The organism is Terrabacter sp. C0L_2, from assembly GCF_036352015.1.
GTDB lineage: Bacteria > Actinomycetota > Actinomycetes > Actinomycetales > Dermatophilaceae > Terrabacter > Terrabacter tumescens.
The window spans coordinates 3,227,162-3,244,834 of the sequence record NZ_CP143557.1; the positions used below are offsets into that span (position 1 = coordinate 3,227,162).

Consider the following 17,673-nt stretch of genomic DNA (forward strand, 5'->3'; position numbering starts at 1 on the left):
CCCCGTGCGGCGCCTCCTCCTGTCCCTCATGGCCGGCGGGCTGCTGTGCCTCGCGTTCCCGACGTTCGACGTGTGGGTCGCCGCGCCGCTCGCCCTGGGACTGTGGGCGTGGGCCTGGACGGGCGCCGGCGGTCGACGGGGCTTCCTCTCGGGGCTGCTCGGCGGGCTCGCCTTCTTCGTCCCGACGCTGAGCTGGTCGGGCATCTACGTCGGGTCGGTGCCGTGGCTCGCGCTCGCGACCCTCCAGGCCCTCTTCATCGCGCTGGCCGGTTCGCTCTACGGCTGGCTGAGCCGCCGGGGGAGTGTGCGCCCGCTGGCCTTCGCCCTCGTCTGGGTCGTGACCGAGGGCTTCCGCGCTCGAGCTCCCTACGGCGGCTTCCCGTGGCTCAAGCTCGCCTTCGGCCAGGCCGACTCGCCGTTCGGGCGCCTCGTCGCCCTGGGCGGCGCGCCCTTCGTCGGGTTCGTCATCGCGCTGTGCGGGGCGCTTCTCGCCCTCGCCGCCGAGCAGGCGTTGCGCGCCGTCTCGGACCGACGCACGAGCGTCGCCGACGCCTCGTCACCCCCGTCGCGTATGCCGTCACGCCGGCTCGTCCTGCCCGTGGCCGGAGCGCTCGTCGTCGGCGTCGCAGGCCTCGCCGTCCCGCTGCCGACGGACGGCCCGACCGCGCAGTTCCTCGGCGTGCAGGGCAACGTCCCGCACCCGGGGCTCGACTTCAACTCCGAGCGTCGCGCGGTCCTCGACAACCACATCGCTGCGACGCTCAAGGCGCAGGGCGACGTCGAGGCCGGCCGGGCGCCGGCGCCCGACCTCGTCGTGTGGCCCGAGAACGCCTCGGACATCGACCCGCTGCGCAACGCCGACGCCAAGAGCCTCATCCTCGAGACCGTCGACGCCCTGAAGCGGCCGCTCATCGTCGGAGGCCTGCTCGAGGAGCCGGTGGGTTTCGTGTCCAACGTGTCGCTGCTCTTCGAGCCGGGCAAGGGCAACACCGACCGCTACGTCAAGCGTCACCCGGTGCCCTTCGCCGAGTACATCCCCAACCGGGCCTTCTGGCGGAACTTCAGCAAGGAGGTCGACCTCGTCCGGCGCGACTTCGTCCCAGGCCCCGGCCCCGGCGTCTTTCGCGTCACCACGGCCTCGGGCCAGCAGATCCGGGCCGGGCTGGCGATCTGCTTCGAGGTCGCCTACGACGACATCATGCGCGACGCCGTGCAGTCGGGTGCCAACGTCCTCGTGGTCCAGACCAACAACGCGACGTTCGGCTTCACCGCTGAGTCGCCGCAGCAGCTGGCCATCAGCCGGGTGCGCGCCATGGAGTTCGGCCGGTCCGTCGTCCACGTCTCGACGGTGGGCCAGAGCGCCCTCATCACCCCCGACGGAACCGCGCACCAGGTGACGTCGTTGTTCACACAGGCGGTGGTCCGGGGGGCACTACCCTTGCGGGACGCCACGACCGTGGCGACCCGCGTGGGTGAGGCTCCCGAATGGGTCGCCGCCGCTGCACTGCTGACGATGCTCGCCCTGAGTCTTCGCAGCGGTCGCGGTGCTCGCGCGCGAGTGCCGCAGACGACGAAGGACGAGGATGACGACGATGCAGCGTGAGCCGGTGACCCGAGTCGCCGTGCTCATCCCGACGTACAACGAACGGGACAACCTGCCCGGCATCGTCGCGCGGGTGCGCGCGAGCGTGCCCGCCGCCGACGTCTTCGTGCTCGACGACGGCTCACCCGACGGCACCGGCCAGATCGCCGACGACATCGCCGCGAGCGACCCCCAGGTGTACGTCGTGCACCGCCCCGGCAAGGAGGGCTTGGGCAAGGCCTACCTCGCCGGCTTCGCTCTCGTGCTGGAGCGCGGCTACGACGCGGCCGTCGAGATGGACGCCGACGGCTCGCACCTGCCCGAGCAGCTGCCGTCGCTGCTCGCCGCCCTCGGTGAGGCCGATCTCGTCATCGGGGCCCGGTGGGTCAAGGGCGGCGAGGTCCGCAACTGGCCGGTCCGGCGCAAGGTGCTCTCGGTCGGCGCCAACATCTACACGAAGATGCTCCTCGGCATGTCCGTCAACGACGCCACCGCCGGCTACCGCGTCTACCGCGCGAGCGCGCTGCGCACGATGGGCCTGCAGGGCGTCGAGTCACAGGGCTACTGCTTCCAGATCGACCTCACCCTGCGCGCGGTGCGAGCCGGCCTGACCGTCGTCGAGGTGCCGATCACCTTCGTCGAGCGCGAGGTGGGCGTGTCGAAGATGGGCCAGGACATCGTCCGCGAGGCCCTGACCAGCGTGACCCGGTGGGGCATCGAGCACCGCGTCGGGCAGCTGCGCTCGGTCGCCGGCCGGGTGCGCGGCCGCGAGCCCGCCGAGGACCGCTCGTGAGCGCGTCCCAGCCGTCACGGGCCCGACGGCTTCGGCTGACCCGGCTCGCGCTCGCCGGGGTGCTGCTCGTCCCCGTCATCGAGATCGTCGTCATCGTCGCCGTCGGCCAGTGGATCGGCGGCTGGCCGACGTTCCTGCTGCTCGTCGCCACCTCGCTCCTCGGCGCCTGGCTCATCCGCCGCGAGGGCGGCCGGGCCTGGCGCGCGCTCGAGCAGGCGGTCCGCAGCGGACGCATGCCGGCCCGGGAGATCGCCGACGGCATCGTCGTCCTCGTCGGCGGCAGCCTGCTGCTGCTCCCGGGCTTCGTCACGGACGTGCTCGGGCTGCTGCTCGTGCTGCCGTTCACCCGACCCGTCGCGCGCAGCCTGCTCGCCGCCGTGATCTCCCGCCGCCTGCTGGCCCAGACCGAGCGCTTCACCGGCCCCACGGTCGCCGGTGGCCCGACCGGACCCGGCTGGGAGCAGCCGACGACGCCCCGGGGCCCGGCGCGCTCGAGCTCGAGCGACGAGGTCGTCGAGGGCGAGATCATCGACGACGAGGACTGAGCCGGCTCGTCCCGCTCGTCTCACGCGTGCCGCGCCTCGTTCGAGGTGATCTCGGCACGCACCCGACTGCCACCATCACCTCGAACCGCGGCACACGGCATACGCAACCTGACGTGCAAGAAGCCCGCCTCCACGAAGCTGGTGATCGGGCTGGAAGCCCGCTGACGTGCAAGAAGCCCGCCTCCACGAAGCTGGTGATCGGGCTGGAAGCCCGCTGACGTGCAAGAAGCCCGCCTCCACGAAACTGGTGGTCGGGCTGGAAGCCCGCTGACGTGCAAGAAGCCCGCCTCCACGAACGGGGCGGGCTTCTCGGTGGTGCAGTCGGGTGGGGTCAGGCGGTCTTCTTGCGGCGCGGCTTCTCGCCCCGCGACTCGCGCAGGAGCGTCAGGCGCTCCTCGAGGAGCTCCTCGAGCTCGGGGATGGAACGACGCTCGAGGAGCATGTCCCAGTGCGTGCGCTGGTGCTTGACCGGCTTGGCCTCGGGCTCGGGGCCACCGCCCTGGAGCTTGGCGTCGAGCCCGCAGCGGCACTCCCACGTCGAGGGCACGTCGGCCTCGATGGAGAACGGAAGCTCGGTGCGGTGACCTTCCGGGCACACGTAGACGGTGAGCTGACGCTCACTCGGGACGACGTTCTCGTCGGATTCCATGCTCCTCGCGCCGAGGTTGGAACCGCGTAGTGCTCGATCGGCCATGTGGACCCCTCCAAGACTTCTGCCCTTGTGACACCTCGCTGGTGTCTTACCCTCACAGACGCTTGAACGAGCGAAACAGTTGACTTGTTCCCCGACGAGCCGCGAATTGTAAGCCGGTCTCAGATGACGGCGGGTACAGGGTTGCCGGCCTGCTCGATGCCCTCCCGCATGCGCACCCGCGACAGGAGCAGCCCGCCGATGGCGAAGAAGACGATGAGCGCGATGATCGCCCAGCGGTAGCTGAGGGTGAACTGGTAGACGAGCCCGAAGATCAGCGTGCCGAACCAGCTCGTGCCGCGCTCCATCGCCTGGTAGAGGCTGAAGTACTCCGCCTCGCGGCCACGGGGGATCAGCTGGCTGTAGAGCGAGCGGGACAGCGCCTGCGTGCCGCCGAGGACGATGCCGATGAGCAGCGCGAGCGCGAGGAAGATGACGAGCGACTTCGAGGGCACGAGGAAGGCGAAGACGACGACGACCGTCCACAGCCCGATGCCGTAGAGGATGGTGCGCCACGCCCCGATGGAGGCGGCCACCCTGCCGAAGAGCCGGGCGCCGAAGAAGGCGACGAACTGCACGAAGAGGAACACCCCGAGGACCGTGGTCTCGGAGAAGCCGAGCTCCTTGGAGCCGTAGACGCTCGAGCTGCCGATGACGGTCTGGATGCCGTCGTTGAAGAAGAGGTAGGCGAGCAGGAACAGCTTCGTCTGGGGGTAGTTCGCGAGGTCGCGGAAGGTGGTCCGCAGCTGGACGAGGCTGCCGCGCACGACCCCGGCGGAGCGCTCGACCGGGGTCTCGACCGTGCCGGTCAGGTGGCGCAGGCCGAGGTAGGGGATGATTGTGAACCCGGCCCACCACAGGCCTGCGGACAGGATGCTGATCCGGGTGCTCATGGCCCGGTCGAGGCCGAGGTCCTCGTGGAAGAAGTCGAGGGCGAAGTTGAGGGCGAGCAGGATGCCGCCACCGAGGTAGCCGAAGGCCCAGCCCTTGGAGGAGACGCGGTCGCGCTCGTTCTCGTTGGCGATGCGGCACAGGATCGAGTCGTAGATGACGAGCGAGGCGCCGAGGCAGATGCCGGCGACGACGACGAGCGAGGCCCCGAGCTGCCAGTTCGTGCCGGCGACGAAGAACATCAGGCTCGCGGCGAGGGCGCCGGCCCACGCGAAGGTCGCGAAGAGCCGCGTCGGTCGCGGGCTGCGGTCCGCGATGGCGCCGATGAAGATCAGCACGATCGCCGACAGGATCGTCGTGAAGGTCACGGTGAAGAACCACAGCGACCCCGGCGCGACCGGGATGCCGAGCACCGAGAGGGTCGTGGTGCAGTCCTGGCCGTCGGGCAACCCGGGGCAGGCGGCCTCCTCGGCGACGGTCGTGAGGTAGGGACTCATGAGCACCGTGGCGGTGGTCGTGACGTAGGCGGAGTTGGCCCAGTCGTACCAGTACCAGGCCCGCTGCTCCCGGGTCTCCGGCCGTGCGGCGTTGACGACGACGTGCGACATGCGAGGACTGTCCCACACGGGCGGACGCCACGGCGGGGGAGCCGGGCCAACACGCCGCACCCGTGGTCAGCGGACGGCATACGTCCACTCAGCGCGCGCCCGGGCACCCGTCAGGAGTTGGCAGGGGGGCACCAAGTCTTGTCCAGGGGCATTGCTCGGGCGGGGCGCGGATCGGGAGGGTTTCGCTCGCCCGATCCCAACACCCACAAGGAGATCCATGCGCACGCGCGCCCTGCTCACCCCGCTGGTGCTCGCCGCGGTCACGACGGCCGGCCTCACCGTCGCCGCCCCGTCGGCGCTCGCAGCCGGACCCGACATCTCGGTGACGAACACGAAGGCACACCTCGACCAGCTGCAGTCGATCGCCAACGCCAACGGTGGCAACCGCAGCACCGGCAGGCCCGGCTACAAGGCGTCGGTCGACTGGGTCAGGGCCAAGCTCGACGCGGCCGGCTACACGACGACCGTGCAGAGCTTCAGCACGTCGTCGGGCACCTCCTACAACCTCGTCGCCGACCTGCCCGGCGGCGACGCGTCGTCCGTCGTCATGTTCGGCGCCCACCTCGACTCCGTCGCCGTAGGGCCCGGCATCAACGACAACGGCAGCGGCAGCGCCGGCATCCTCGAGACCGCGCTGGCCTACGCCGCGAGCGGGCAGACGCCCCGCAACCACGTTCGTTTCGGCTTCTGGGGCGCCGAGGAGCTCGGCCTGCTCGGGTCGAAGTACTACGTCGGCCAGCTGACGTCGACCCAGCGCTCGGCGATCAAGAGCTACCAGAACTTCGACATGATCGCCTCGCCCAACGTCGGCTACTTCGTCTACGACGACAACGCGGTCGGCAACGGCGTGCGCGACGACTTCACGGCGTACTACAACTCCAAGGGCCTGCCGTGGGAGTACATCGACGTCCAGGGCCGCAGCGACCACGCCGCCTTTCGGTCGAGCGGCATCGCGACCGGCGGCATCTTCTCCGGCGCCGAGACGATCAAGACGAGCGCGCAAGCGAGCAAGTGGGGCGGCACGGCCGGGCAGGCCTTCGACGCCTGCTACCACCGCGCGTGCGACACGAACACCAACCTCGACCTCGTCGCCCTCGACAGGAACGTCGACACGATCGGCTACATGGTGTGGAGGTATGCCGCCAAGAACTACGGCACGACGACGCCGCCCACCGGGTCGAACCTGCTCGCCAACCCCGGCTTCGAGGCGGGCGCGGTCTCGTGGACGGGCACGAGCGGCCCGATCACGAGCTCGTCGAGCCGACCGGCGCACTCGGGCACGTGGAAGCTGTGGCTCGGGGGCAACGGCACCACTGCCACCGAGAGCGAGCAGCAGACCGTGACGATCCCCTCGACGGCGACCACGGCGAAGCTCTCCTTCTGGGGACGCTTCGACACGGCGGAGACCGGCTCGACCGTCTACGACACGTTGAAGGTCCAGGCCGTCGTCGCCGGCGTCACGACGACGTTGGCGACCTACAGCAACGTCGGCGCCGACGCGACGTGGGCGCAGCGGTCGTTCGACCTGTCGGCGTACCGCGGCAAGAGCGTCACCGTGAAGCTCCTCGCGACCGAGGACTCGTCGGCCCAGACCTCGTTCGTCATCGACGACACCGCGCTGACGACGACCTGAGGTCAGTCCGTCACCCGGCCACCGTGTCGCCGGCCCTGGTCGCGCACCTGGTCCTGCTCCCGATCGGGGGCGGGGCCAGGCGCGGGGGAGAGGTCGGGTTCGGGGGAGGGGAGGTGGGCATCCTCGGGGTGTGGCATGGTCGTCAACAGCTCCCACGCGAGGCCGTGCGCGAGCACGACGAGGCACACGACGGCGAGCGCCGCCGCCTGCAGCCCGCTGAGACCGACACCGCCGGCCACCTCAGGCGCGGCGCCGAGCACGACGATGACGACGTAGAGCACCGCCACGAGCCAGCGATGACGTCGAAAGGGGCCACGGACTCCCGGGTGCCGGTCGGCGCGGATGAGACGGAACGTCGACCAGGCGCCGATCAGCGCGACGAGGCCGAAGGTCGTGCGCCACACCCCGGGACGTCCGGGGTCGACCTGCGCGAACAGTCCCATCACCCCGGGCAGCAGGAACGTCACGTAGACGCCGCCGACGAGGCGACGCGTCTCGTCCGTGGCGAGCAGCTCGCGGCGACGCTCCAGGGCGGTCCACCACAGTCCGACGAGCGTGAAGCAGGTGGCCGACACGACGGCGTAGAACGTCGAGAGGTCCATGCGTCCTCCTTTCGCTGCCGAGATCGTCCCACCGTGGGTGCCCCACGCGCACTCGTTTAGCCCTAAAGTATTGCGGGTGGACAGGGTGCCGGGGGACCAGGTGGGGCGGATCATCGAGGCGTGGCAGCGGGAGAGGCCCGACGTCGACGTGTCGTCGATCGGCATCATCACGCCGCTGTGGCGACTCGGGGCGCTCGCCGCGGAGAACCGGACCCGCGAGCTCGCCGCCCACGGGCTCGACCAGAGCCACCTCGACGTCCTGGCGACGTTGCGTCGCAGCGGTGCGCCGTACCGGTTGACCGCCGGCGAGCTGTCCCGACGCTGCCGGGTCACGGCGGGCGCGACGACGCAGCGCGTCCAGGCGATGGAGTCGCTCGGCCTCGTCGAGCGGGTCCGTGAGGAGCCCGACCGGCGCACCGTGCACGTGCAGCTGACCTCCGAGGGGCTGGCCCGCCTCGACGAGATCTTCGCCGACGTCATGGCGGGCGACGAGCGGCTCCTCGCCGGCCTGACGCCGGCGGACCGGACGTCCCTCGAGCGCCTGCTGCGCGGCTGGCTGGCGGGGCTCGACCGGGGTCCGGTCGCCGGCAGCGCCGGGGACGTCACCGGTCCGTGAGGACGACGAGCTGCTGCGTGGCGCGGGTCATGGCGACGTAGCGGTCGACGGCCCCCTCGATGCCGTCACCGAAGCTCTCCGGACGCACGAGCACGACGAGGTCGAACTCGAGCCCCTTGGCGAGCACCGGCGTCAGGGACCTGACCCGCGCCGTCTCCTCGAACGTGGGGTCGCCGATGACACAAGCCGTTCCGTCGGAGTGGGCCTCGAGCCACGCCTGCAGGACCGAGGCCAGCTCGGTCGTGGCGCCGTGCTGCACGGGCACGCCGCTCTCACGCACGGAGGTGGGCACGTTGGCGTCGGGTAGCGCCTCGCGGATGACCGGCTCCGCCTCCGCCATGACCTCGGCCGGCGTCCGGTAGTTGATGCTGAGCGAGGCCAGGGCGACACGGTCGAGGCCGATGCGGCCCAGTCGCTCCTGCCAGGTCTCGGTGAACCCGTGACGGGCCTGCGCCCGGTCGCCCACGATGGTCAGGCTCCGGGACGGACAGCGGTTCAGCAGCATCCGCCACTCCGCGTCGGTCAGCTCCTGGGCCTCGTCCACGACGATGTGTGCGAAGGGGCCGGCCAGTGGATCGGCGCCGGGGTCCTCGGTGTCGCCGCCGTCGTCGTCGAGGGCGCCGCGGAGGTCCTCGCCCCGCAGCATCGACATGATGTGCATGTCGGAGTCGTCGGAGGCGATGAGGTGCTCGACGACCTTGGCCCGCTCCTCGCGCTCGGCGGTGCGTTCGGCGTCCTGCCGGCTCCGACGTCGGGCCGCCTCCCGGTCACCGAGGCGCAGCCGAGCGGCGTCCAGCAGGGGAAGGTCCGACCGGGTCCACGCGGTCGGTTCGGCCCGCTGGAGCCGGCGGACGTCGGCGACCTCGAGGCCGGGAGCGCACCGCCGGAGGTAGGCCGGGACGGTCCAGAGGTCGCCCACGACGTCCTCCGCGTCGAGCAGCGGCCAGGAGCGCTCGAAGGCCGTACGCAGCTCCCGGTTCTGCTCGAGCGAGCGCCGGACCATCGCCGGGGTCGCCTCGAGCTCGATGTCCAGGCAGTCGTCATCGAGGCGCGCCTCGAGGTCGTGGCGCTCGAGGAGGATGGCGAGCAGCGCCTCCCAGACGTCGTCGCGCGCCTCGTTGTGGGGCAGGTTCAGCCCGGCGGCGAAGGCTTCCTGCCAGTCGGCGGGGGAGAGCCAGACCTCCGCCCACGGCGTCGTGACCTCCATCCCGCGGCTCGGGGGCTCCTCGTAGAGGGCGACGGCGGGCTCGATCGCGTCGACGAGCTCGGTGGAGGCCTTGAGCCGGGCCACCTCGGGGTCGCTCTCGGCAGGCGCTGTCGCCCCCTCCGGGACGAGGTCGCGCACCGTGCACGTGCGCACGCCCTCCTCGCCGAGGCTCGGCAGCACGTCCGAGACATAGGCGAGGTAGGGCTCGTGCGGGCCGACGAAGAGCACGCCGCCGCGCCGGTGCCCGAGCCGGGGGTCGGAGTAGAGCAGGTATGCCGTCCGGTGCAGCGCGACGACCGTCTTGCCGGTGCCCGGGCCGCCGTCCACGACGAGAGCGCCCCGGGAGCCGGCGCGGATGATGGCGTCCTGGTCGGCCTGGATGGTGGCGAGGACGTCGCGCATCCGCGGCGAGCGGCTGGCGCCCAGCGACGCCACGAAGGCGGACTCGTCGTCGAGGGCGGCCCGACCCTCGAGACCCTCGGCGCTGAAGACCTCGTCCCAGTAGTCGCTGACGCGGCCCCGAGTCCAGCGGTAGCGCCGACGGCTCACGAGACCCATGGGGTCGGCGTGGGTCGCGCCGAAGAACGGCTCGGCCGCAGGGGAGCGCCAGTCGACGAGCAGCCGCCGCCCGGTCCGGTCGGTCAGCCCGATCCGGCCGACGTACACCGGCTGAGAATCGTTCTCAGGCAACATGTGTCCCAGGCACAGGTCCAGGCCGAACCGGCGCAGGGTGCGCAGCCGGGCCGTCAGTCGGTGGATCTCCTGGTCGCGGTCCAGCGCGGCCTGTCCGGAGCCGCCGGGCGCTCGGCGGGCGGCGTCGAGGCGCTCGGACAGCTCGGTGACCGTCTGGTCCATGGTCTGGGCGATGGCGGCGAACTGGGACTCGTCGTGGCCGATGAGGGCCGGGTCGGCCTTGGGTGTCAGGTGGTCGCGCAGGTCGAAGGCGCTGGTCGTCGAAGGGATCACGTCGGTGAGCTCCGTCCCGAGTTCTGGTGTCGAGCCAGTGATTCTCGGTCACGACCGGGGCCTTGCCGCAAGACCCGGGGTGCGCTATACGTTGGGAGTGGAAGGACGCCGAGGTGGCGTCCTTCCTTCGTCGTTCTCCGGCCCCTTCTCGCGCGACCCTCGTTCCACGCCATAACGCCGATAATCGACATTATGTCACTTTGGCGTGGAGAGGCCCTCCCCGGTGGTGATGCGCCCGTGGTCCGCCACCCAGTGCTCTGCGCCGTACCCTTGCCCGTGATGCAGTGCGACTACTTCGATGCCGGCCGCTGCCGCTCCTGTGCCCTCATGGGCGTGCCGTATGCCGTGCAGCTCGCTGACAAGGACGCGCGCTGCGGGCTTGCGCTGGCGGACGTCGCGCCGACCGTCTCCTGGCTCGAGCCGTTCGCCGGCCCCGAGTCGGCGTTCCGCAACAAGGCCAAGCTCGTCGTCGGCGGCCGCACCGGAGCGGTCACCGTCGGCATCCTCGACGCCGACGCGAACGGCGTCGACCTGCGCGCGTGCGGTCTGCACGAGCCTGCGCTGCAGCAGCTCATCCCGCGGGTCGCCGACGTCGTCGACGAGATCGGGCTCGAGCCCTACGACGTCAGCTCGCGGCGGGGCGAGCTCAAGCACGTGATCCTGACCCTCTCCCCCGCCGGTCGGGCCATGATGCGCTTCGTCCTGCGCTCGCGCCGGCACCTGGCCCTGGTGGAGTCGAGGCTCTCGATGCTCCAGGGGCGCCTGCCGGAGGTGGCGGTCGTGTCCGTCAACCTCCAGCCGGAGCACAAGGCCGTGCTCGAGGGCGACACGGAGATCGTCCTGACGACGCAGGGTGAGCTGGCCATGCCGGTCGGTGAGATCACCCTCTTCCTGCGCCCCAACAGCTTCTTCCAGACCAACACCGCGGTCGCGTCGGCGCTCTACGGCCAGGCGCAGGACTGGACGCGTCAGGTCACGCCGGCCGTCGTGCTCGACCTGTACTGCGGCGTGGGCGGATTCGCGCTCAACTGTGCCCTGGCCGGCGCCGGTCACGTGCTGGGCGTGGAGGTGTCACCGGAGGCCGTGCGCAGTGCCGAGTCCAGCGCCTCGCGACTGCGTGCCGAGCACCCCGGACTGGGTCCTCTCGAGTTCCGCGCCGGCGACGCCACCGACGTCGACACGCTCGACCCCCAGCTGATGGCCGCCGCGCCGTCGATGGTGGTCGTCAACCCGCCACGTCGCGGCATCGGCGTCGACCTCGCTGCGTGGCTCGAGCGGTCCGGCGCGGACCATCTCATCTACTCCAGCTGCAACGTCGAGAGCCTCGCGCGAGACCTCACGCAGCTGCCGTCGTTCGTCGCGCGTGAGGCGCGGCTGTTCGACATGTTCCCGCAGACCTCCCACCACGAGGTCATCGTGCGGCTCGAGCGCGCGTAGCACCGGGTCCGGGCCGGCAGCCCGGGGCTGGGCACCCCTCCCCCGGCCGGACTCCGACGGACCTCTGACGGACCTCTGACGGACCTCTGACGGACCTCTGACGGACCCCTGGCGGATGCCGAGTGGCTCCACGGCTGTTCCTTGTGACACAGATTCTGCCGTCTTGCCACGACTCGCACGGCGGGGCCTTAGCCTGCGTCCAGGGGAAGCGAGGGAGCGAATTCCCCTGTGGCACAAGCAAATCCGGCATTGTGCCTAATCCACCCATTTCGGGTGATTGGGGAGGAACACCATGAAACTTCGCCGACGGGGGCTCTACGCGACCCTGGCAGCCATCGCACTTCTACTACCGGGCTCTGCCGCGCTCGGGCAGGTCACGGGGGCCACGGCATCAGCCGCGGGCGTGCCTGCTGCGGCCGCCGTGACGCCCGTGCCCATCAGCAACCTGCCGATCGTCGCCATCGACCTGACGGACGCCGACACGACCAAGAACACGCTCAGCTACCTCAACGCGTCGAAGGACAACTCGGTCGGAGCGACGGTCAACCTCGTCGACGACTCCAACGCCGCATACGCGATCGTCGACGCGGCGGCCACGATCAAGGGGCGCGGCAACTACACGTGGACCCTCGACAAGAAGCCGTACCAGATCAAGTTCAAGACCGCCGTGGGCCCGCTGGGCATGGAGTCGACCCGGACCTGGGTGCTGCTGGCCGACCACACCGACCCCGCGCTGATGCGCAACAAGCTGTCCTATGACCTGGCCCGCGCCGTCGGCCTCGCCTACTCGCCGGAGTCGCGGTTCGTCGACGTGAAGATCACCGACGTGAACGGCGAGCACGTCCTGGGCAACTACCTGCTGACGGAGAAGGTCGAGGTCGGACCGACCCGGGTCAACCTGACCGACCCGCAGGCCAACATCGTCGAGCTCGACCAGAACTACGGCACGGCGGAGCCCTTCTACTTCACCGCGGCCACGAGCGGGCGCATCTTCACGCTCAAGGACGCCCCGGGTGGGGTCAACGCGACGCTGACGCCCGACCAGGCGGCCGGCTGGGCCAGCACGAAGTCCTACATCAACAGCCTCGAGACGGCGCTCTACGCGCCGACCCCGGACTGGACGAAGATCAGCTCGATGATCGACGTGGACTCGTTCGTCAAGTACTACTTCGTCCACGAGGTCACCGAGAACTACGACTTCAACCGGTCGAGCATCTACTTCTACCGCAATGGCCCCAGCGACAAGCTGCACGCCGGACCGGTGTGGGACTTCGACCTGTCGCTCGGCAACTTCACGGCACAGTCCTGGGGTGGGGACCCGACGTCCGACTACGCGAAGACGACGACCTACCTGCGGAACAAGACGCACAACTGGTTCGAGCAGCTCATGCGCAACCCCCAGTTCGTGGCCCGCGCCAATGCTCTCTACACCTCGACCGTGCGCCCGCAGGTCAACGCCATGAAGAGCCAGATCGACACCCTGAAGCCGATCCTGTCCAGCTCGGCGACCCGCAACTTCGAGATCTGGGCCGGGTCGCGCGGCTACGGTCCCACGACCTTCAGCAACGGCGTCACCGCTCTGAAGACGTGGGTGACGAGCCGCGTCAACTACCTCGCGCAGGCCTACGGGTCGAGCCTGCCGACGTTCAGGTTCTCCGGCCACCTCGCCTCGATCGGCTGGCAGCCGGCCGTCTCGGGCGGCATGATCGTGGGCACCATGGGTGAGTCCCGGCGCATGGAGGCGCTGCGGTTCCAGGTGAGCAACACGAGCCTGACCGGTGGCGTCCAGGGCAATGCGTACGTGCAGAACATCGGGTGGATGGGCTACGGCGCCACCAACGCGGTCGTCGGCACGACAGGGCGCTCGCTCCGACTGGAGGCGGTCCAGCTGCGGCTGACGGGGTCGCTCGCGACGAACTTCGACCTCGCCTACCGCGTGCACGTGCAGAACGTCGGCTGGATGCCGTGGGTCAAGAACGGTGCGACCACCGGCACGACCGGTCGCTCGCTCCGCATCGAGGCGGTCCAGATCCGCCTGCTCGACAAGACGCCGTAACGACGGCAGGGCGCCGTCGGTGTCCCGGTTCTGCTGGGACACCGACGGCGCCGACCTGTCATTGCATAATGTCGATTAACGGCGGATTATATTGCGGCACAACGGGATTCATCATCCTACTCGACGCCCGAGCCCAGCCGCATAGTCGTCCAGGGCGCGGAGGACGGCAGGGGCGCGATAGACCCGGTTGCGGCGGTGACCCGTCGACTCGAGGAGCACCCCGTCGTCCACGAGGCGACGTAGCGCGGCCTGGGCGGTCGGGGCCGAGACCCCGAGCTCCCGGATCACCACGCGTGCGGTGACCACCGGCTGGCGCACGAGCAGGTCGAGGACCGCCCACGACGCCGACCCGGCGCGGGCCGTGACGAGCTCGGACCACTGCGCCCGGACCCCTCTCAACGTCCCGACGAGATGCTCGCCGATGAGCGTGCCGTTGCGGGCGGCCTCGGCGACGCACCGGAGGATCGGCTCGACCTCTCCCCTGCGGTAGGCCGTCAGGGCCGCGAAGTAGTCGTCGCGGATGGCGAGCAGGCCGGCGGAGATCGGCACCGTCACCCGGTGGATCGCGCCGGTGTGCAGGAGCACCGAGTGGAGCAGGGCCCGCCCCGTGCGCCCGTTGCCGTCGGTGAACGGGTGGATCGTCTCGAACTGCGCGTGCGCCAGGGCGGCGAGGGCGAGCGGTGGCAGGTCGTCGCGGTCCATGAAGGCCACGAGGTCGGCCATGAGGGCGGGAACGTCGGCGGCCACCGGAGGCAAGTAGTCGGCGTCCCCGGGATGCAACGGCGACCCCCCGACCCAGACCTGCTGGTCACGCCAGCGGCCCGGCCGGTGCTGGGTCTGCTGCGCCATGAGGGCTCGGTGCATGGCCAGGACGGCGGCCTCGTCGAGCCGTCCGGCGAGGTCGAGCGCGGCCTGCATGGTCCGGACGTTGCCGAGGATGACCCCGGCGTTGGCCCGGTTGCCCTCTCCGATCTCCGCTTCGGCCAGGGCGCGTGCCGACGAGGTGAGGTTCTCGATCTGCGAGCTCGCGGCACTCTCCGAGCGCAGCAGGACTGAGGCGAAGGGCGCGATCTCCCCTGCTCCCCCGGCGTCGAAGGTGGCCAGCAGTCGGGTGGCCTCGTCGAGGTCGGCAGCGACGTCGCCCGGCAGCTGGAGGCCGGTCGCGGCGATGGGCGGGACCACTGCGGCCCGGAAGGACGACGGGGTCGACCTCCGGGAGCGCCTGGACACCTCCAGCAGGCCGTCGACGGGCTGCCAGGCCACCGTCTGCACCCCGAGTGCGGGCCACTCATGAGCCATGCCATCACCGTCCCTTGATAAAGGTTAGAGATCAACCTTAACCAAGAAGCGGGTGGTCAGGCGTGTGGCACCTCCGCGGGGGCGTCGATGACCCACCACGCGGCATACGGGCTGAGGGACGCCACGCCGTCGGCGCCCGCGAACACGGGGTGGCCGCCGAGCGCGTCGTGGGGCCGGTGGATCCCGGCATCGCTGAAGTGGCGCATGTCGAAGGTCTGCCACGCGGCGGTCACGTTGTAGACGCAGACCATCGTGCCGCTGGGGTGCGTGCGCAGCACGGCGAGGACCCCGTCGTGCGTCCCGAGCAGGACCTGGGTGGGCCCGGCGGCATGCAGGGGCGGCAGCCCGGCGCGGACGGCGGCGAGGTGCCGCAGCCCCTGGAAGACCTTGCCGGTCACCGTGTCGAGGTCGTCGCGCTGGGCCGCGAGGTCCCAGTCGAGGCGTTCCCGGTGGGCCCACCGGTTGTCGTCCTCGTGACCGGGCTCGTCGGCCCAGTGCGGGTCGTTCGGCAGCCCGAGCTCGTCGCCGCTCCAGACGACGGGGATGCCGCCCCATCCCGCGACGACCGCGTGGGCGAGGTAGAGCCGGGCCAGGCCCTTCCCGACGGCCTCGTCGTCGCCACGGGCCCGGGCGTCGGCGAGCCCTGTCAGCGAGGCCGCCGTGCCGCTGATGCGCTTGTCGCCCGTGGCGGGGTTGTGCTGGAAGACGAGGCCCCGCGCCCACGACCCCGGCTCGTCGCCGGCATACCAGCTCGACAGGAAGCGTCGGTGCGCGTGCCCGTCGAGGCCCGCGGCGGCCGCGTCGCCGTCGTCGATGGCCCAGCCGATGTCGTCGTGGCAGCGGACGTAGCAGATCCACGTGCCCGTGGGCGGTGTCGGGGGCAGCGCCTTCAGCGCCCGCTTCGTCAGGCCGGTGCTGCCCGTCGCGAGCATCGACCAGACCTGCACCATGAGGCTGTTGTGGTAGGCGAGGTCGCTGACCCTTCCCGCGTGCTCACCCTGGCCGAGGTACTGGACGAGGTCGCGCGGCCCGACGATGGCCTCGGCCTTGAAGGCGAGCGCCGGGCAGGCGATGCGGGCGACGGTCCGGAGCGCCTGCGTCACGGCGTGGACCTCGGGCTGGTTCTGGCAGTTCGTGCCGAGCCGCTTCCACGTGAAGGCGATGGCGTCGAGCCGGAGCACCTCGACGCCGAGGTTGGCCAGGTGCAGGACGATCTCGGCGTACTCGACGAGGACGTCGGGGTTGGCCCAGTCGACGTCCCACTGCCACTCGTTGAACGTCGTCCAGACCCAGGCGCCGAGCTCGTCGTCCCACGTGAAGTTGCCCGGGGCGAAGTCGGGGAAGACCTCCGGCAGGGTCCGCTCGTAGGCGTCCGGCATGACGCGGTCGGGGTAGACGTGGAAGTACGCGCGATAGCGCTCCTCCCCCGCGCGGGCGCGCCGCGCCCACTCGTGCTCGCGGGCCACGTGGTTGAGCACGAGGTCGAGGACGAGCGAGATGCCCTGTGCGCGAAGGTCGCCCGCGAGCCGGGTGAGGTCCTCGACGTCGCCGAGGTCGGGACGGACGGTCCGGTAGTCCTGGACGGCGTAGCCGCCGTCGTTGTCGCCGTCCCGGGGTCGGAGCAGCGGCATGAGGTGGAGGTAGCTGACGCCGAGGTCGCGCAGGTAGCCCACCCGGCCGCGCAGGCCGTCGAGGTCACCGGCGAAGCGGTCGGTGTAGCACGCGTACCCGAACATGCCGGGCTGCTGGAGCCAGTCGGGGCGCAGCAGGCGCCGCTGGTCGAGGCGGCGCAGCTCGGGCGAGCGCTGCCCGTAGCCGGCCACGGCGGTCTCGACGAGCCGGAGCGCGAGGGCCGAGACGTCGTGCTCGGGGTAGAGCACGCGGAGCGCGGCGACGAGGTCGTCGGACCACCGCTCGAGCCGCAGCTCCATCGTCTCCCGGTCCGGGTCGTCGAGCCCCGCGAGCAGTGCGGTCACCGACTCCGTCGCCGGTCGGGCGTCACGCGCAGCGTCGCTCATGGCCCGATTGAACAGCACGGGGCGGCGGGGCGACAGTGGCTCGCCGGGTCAGTGCCGGGTCAGTGCCGGGTCAGTGGCGGCCGGTCACTCGAAGGGCGTCGGGTCGCCGGCGCCGACGCGGGTCACGACCGGGGAGCCGTCGGACCAGTCGACGACGGTCGTCGGCTCGAGACCGCACTCACCCGAGTCGATGACGGCATCGACGACGTGGTCGAGGCGGTCCTTGATCTCCCAGCCCTCGGTCATCGGCTCGTCGTCGTCGGGCATGAGCAGCGTGCTCGAGAGGATCGGCTCCCCCATCGCCTTGAGCAGCTCGCGCACGACCGGGTGCTCCGGGATGCGGACCCCCACCGTCTTCTTCTTCGCGTGGAGCAGCCGGCGCGGCACCTCCTTCGTCGCGGGGAGGATGAAGGTGTAGGGGCCGGGCGTCGCCGCCTTGATGGCGCGGAAGACGGAGTTGTCGAGGTGGACGAACTGCCCGAGCTGCGCGAAGTCGGAGCAGACGAGGGTGAAGTGGTGCTTGTCGTCGAGGTGGCGGATCCGCAGGATCCGTTCCTTGCCCTCGGGGTTGTCGAGAGAGGTCCCGAGGGCGAAGCACGAGTCCGTGGGATAGGCGATGAGCCCGCCGGACCGCAGGATCTCGACGGCCTGGCCGATCGCCCGAGGCTGGGGGTCCACCGGGTGGACGTCGAAGTACTTCGCCATGCCCCCAGACTGCCATGCTGGACC

14 protein-coding genes are annotated in these 17,673 nt (G+C 70.8%); 7 read left to right on the plus strand and 7 right to left on the minus strand.

The annotated features are described in order from the left end of the window. Positions 1–4: 4 nt before the first annotated feature. The 3 genes from lnt to U5C87_RS14745 are packed head-to-tail and all read left to right on the plus strand — an operon-like array spanning position 5 to position 2,920. Positions 5–1,603, plus strand: coding sequence for an apolipoprotein N-acyltransferase (gene lnt, locus U5C87_RS14735; RefSeq protein WP_330473287.1), 1,599 nt, complete (start codon positions 5–7; stop codon positions 1,601–1,603). Further along, positions 1,584–2,375, plus strand: a complete 792-nt coding sequence (locus U5C87_RS14740; RefSeq protein ID WP_330473288.1) for a polyprenol monophosphomannose synthase — start codon at positions 1,584–1,586, stop codon at positions 2,373–2,375. The genes lnt and U5C87_RS14740 overlap by 20 nt, the downstream gene beginning before the upstream one ends. Continuing rightward, the gene (locus U5C87_RS14745) at positions 2,372–2,920 is read left to right on the plus strand and encodes an FxsA family protein (RefSeq protein WP_330473289.1); all 549 of its coding nucleotides are present in this window, start codon (positions 2,372–2,374) and stop codon (positions 2,918–2,920) included. Before U5C87_RS14740 ends, U5C87_RS14745 begins: the two co-directional genes overlap by 4 nt. 331 nt (positions 2,921–3,251) lie before the next feature. Here U5C87_RS14745 and U5C87_RS14750 read toward each other — a convergent pair whose 3' ends face one another. Together U5C87_RS14750 and U5C87_RS14755 are read right to left on the minus strand one after the other, a co-directional pair. Then, entirely contained in the window at positions 3,252–3,614 is a 363-nt protein-coding gene (locus U5C87_RS14750; RefSeq protein WP_030146086.1) for an RNA polymerase-binding protein RbpA, read from the minus strand. A gap of 119 nt (positions 3,615–3,733) precedes the next feature. Beyond that, positions 3,734–5,110 carry an MFS transporter gene (locus U5C87_RS14755; protein WP_330473290.1) on the minus strand — a complete coding sequence of 459 codons (1,377 nt, stop codon included), beginning with the start codon at positions 5,108–5,110 and terminating at the stop codon, positions 3,734–3,736. 217 nt (positions 5,111–5,327) lie between these two features. Between U5C87_RS14755 and U5C87_RS14760 the strand changes: the two genes are divergently transcribed. Further along, positions 5,328–6,743: a M20/M25/M40 family metallo-hydrolase gene (locus U5C87_RS14760; RefSeq protein ID WP_330473291.1), complete on the plus strand. Its 1,416-nt coding sequence runs from the start codon at positions 5,328–5,330 to the stop codon at positions 6,741–6,743. Positions 6,744–6,745: 2 nt separating this feature from the next. Here the strand turns inward: U5C87_RS14760 and U5C87_RS14765 are convergent, their stop codons facing one another. After that, positions 6,746–7,345, minus strand: coding sequence for a hypothetical protein (locus tag U5C87_RS14765; protein WP_330473292.1), 600 nt, complete (start codon positions 7,343–7,345; stop codon positions 6,746–6,748). Positions 7,346–7,421: 76 nt separating this feature from the next. Between U5C87_RS14765 and U5C87_RS14770 the strand changes: the two genes are divergently transcribed. Then, positions 7,422–7,961 carry a MarR family winged helix-turn-helix transcriptional regulator gene (locus tag U5C87_RS14770; protein WP_330473293.1) on the plus strand — a complete coding sequence of 180 codons (540 nt, stop codon included), beginning with the start codon at positions 7,422–7,424 and terminating at the stop codon, positions 7,959–7,961. Here the strand turns inward: U5C87_RS14770 and helR are convergent. Next, positions 7,948–10,134 (minus strand): RNA polymerase recycling motor ATPase HelR, encoded by a 2,187-nt coding sequence (helR, locus tag U5C87_RS14775; protein ID WP_330473294.1) that lies wholly within the window; start codon positions 10,132–10,134, stop codon positions 7,948–7,950. The two genes, U5C87_RS14770 and helR, sit on opposite strands and share 14 nt — an antisense overlap. 279 nt (positions 10,135–10,413) lie before the next feature. Here helR and U5C87_RS14780 point away from each other — a divergent pair, with 279 nt between their 5' ends. Together U5C87_RS14780 and U5C87_RS14785 are read left to right on the plus strand one after the other, a co-directional pair. After that, positions 10,414–11,571, plus strand: coding sequence for a methyltransferase domain-containing protein (locus U5C87_RS14780; protein ID WP_330473295.1), 1,158 nt, complete (start codon positions 10,414–10,416; stop codon positions 11,569–11,571). A 292-nt stretch (positions 11,572–11,863) separates the two neighbouring features. Further along, positions 11,864–13,627: a CotH kinase family protein gene (locus U5C87_RS14785; RefSeq protein ID WP_330473296.1), complete on the plus strand. Its 1,764-nt coding sequence runs from the start codon at positions 11,864–11,866 to the stop codon at positions 13,625–13,627. 111 nt (positions 13,628–13,738) lie between these two features. On the opposite strand, the gene U5C87_RS14790 is transcribed toward U5C87_RS14785, so the two are convergent. The 3 genes from U5C87_RS14790 to U5C87_RS14800 form a co-directional block, all read right to left on the minus strand. Beyond that, positions 13,739–14,926: a Fic family protein gene (locus U5C87_RS14790; RefSeq protein ID WP_330473297.1), complete on the minus strand. Its 1,188-nt coding sequence runs from the start codon at positions 14,924–14,926 to the stop codon at positions 13,739–13,741. Between the two features lie 56 nt (positions 14,927–14,982). Next, positions 14,983–16,944: an amylosucrase gene (locus U5C87_RS14795; RefSeq protein WP_330473298.1), complete on the minus strand. Its 1,962-nt coding sequence runs from the start codon at positions 16,942–16,944 to the stop codon at positions 14,983–14,985. A gap of 84 nt (positions 16,945–17,028) precedes the next feature. Continuing rightward, on the minus strand, positions 17,029–17,649 hold the full coding sequence (locus U5C87_RS14800) for an L-threonylcarbamoyladenylate synthase (protein WP_330473299.1): 621 nt from the start codon (positions 17,647–17,649) through the stop codon (positions 17,029–17,031). Between the last annotated feature and the right edge of the window lie 24 nt (positions 17,650–17,673).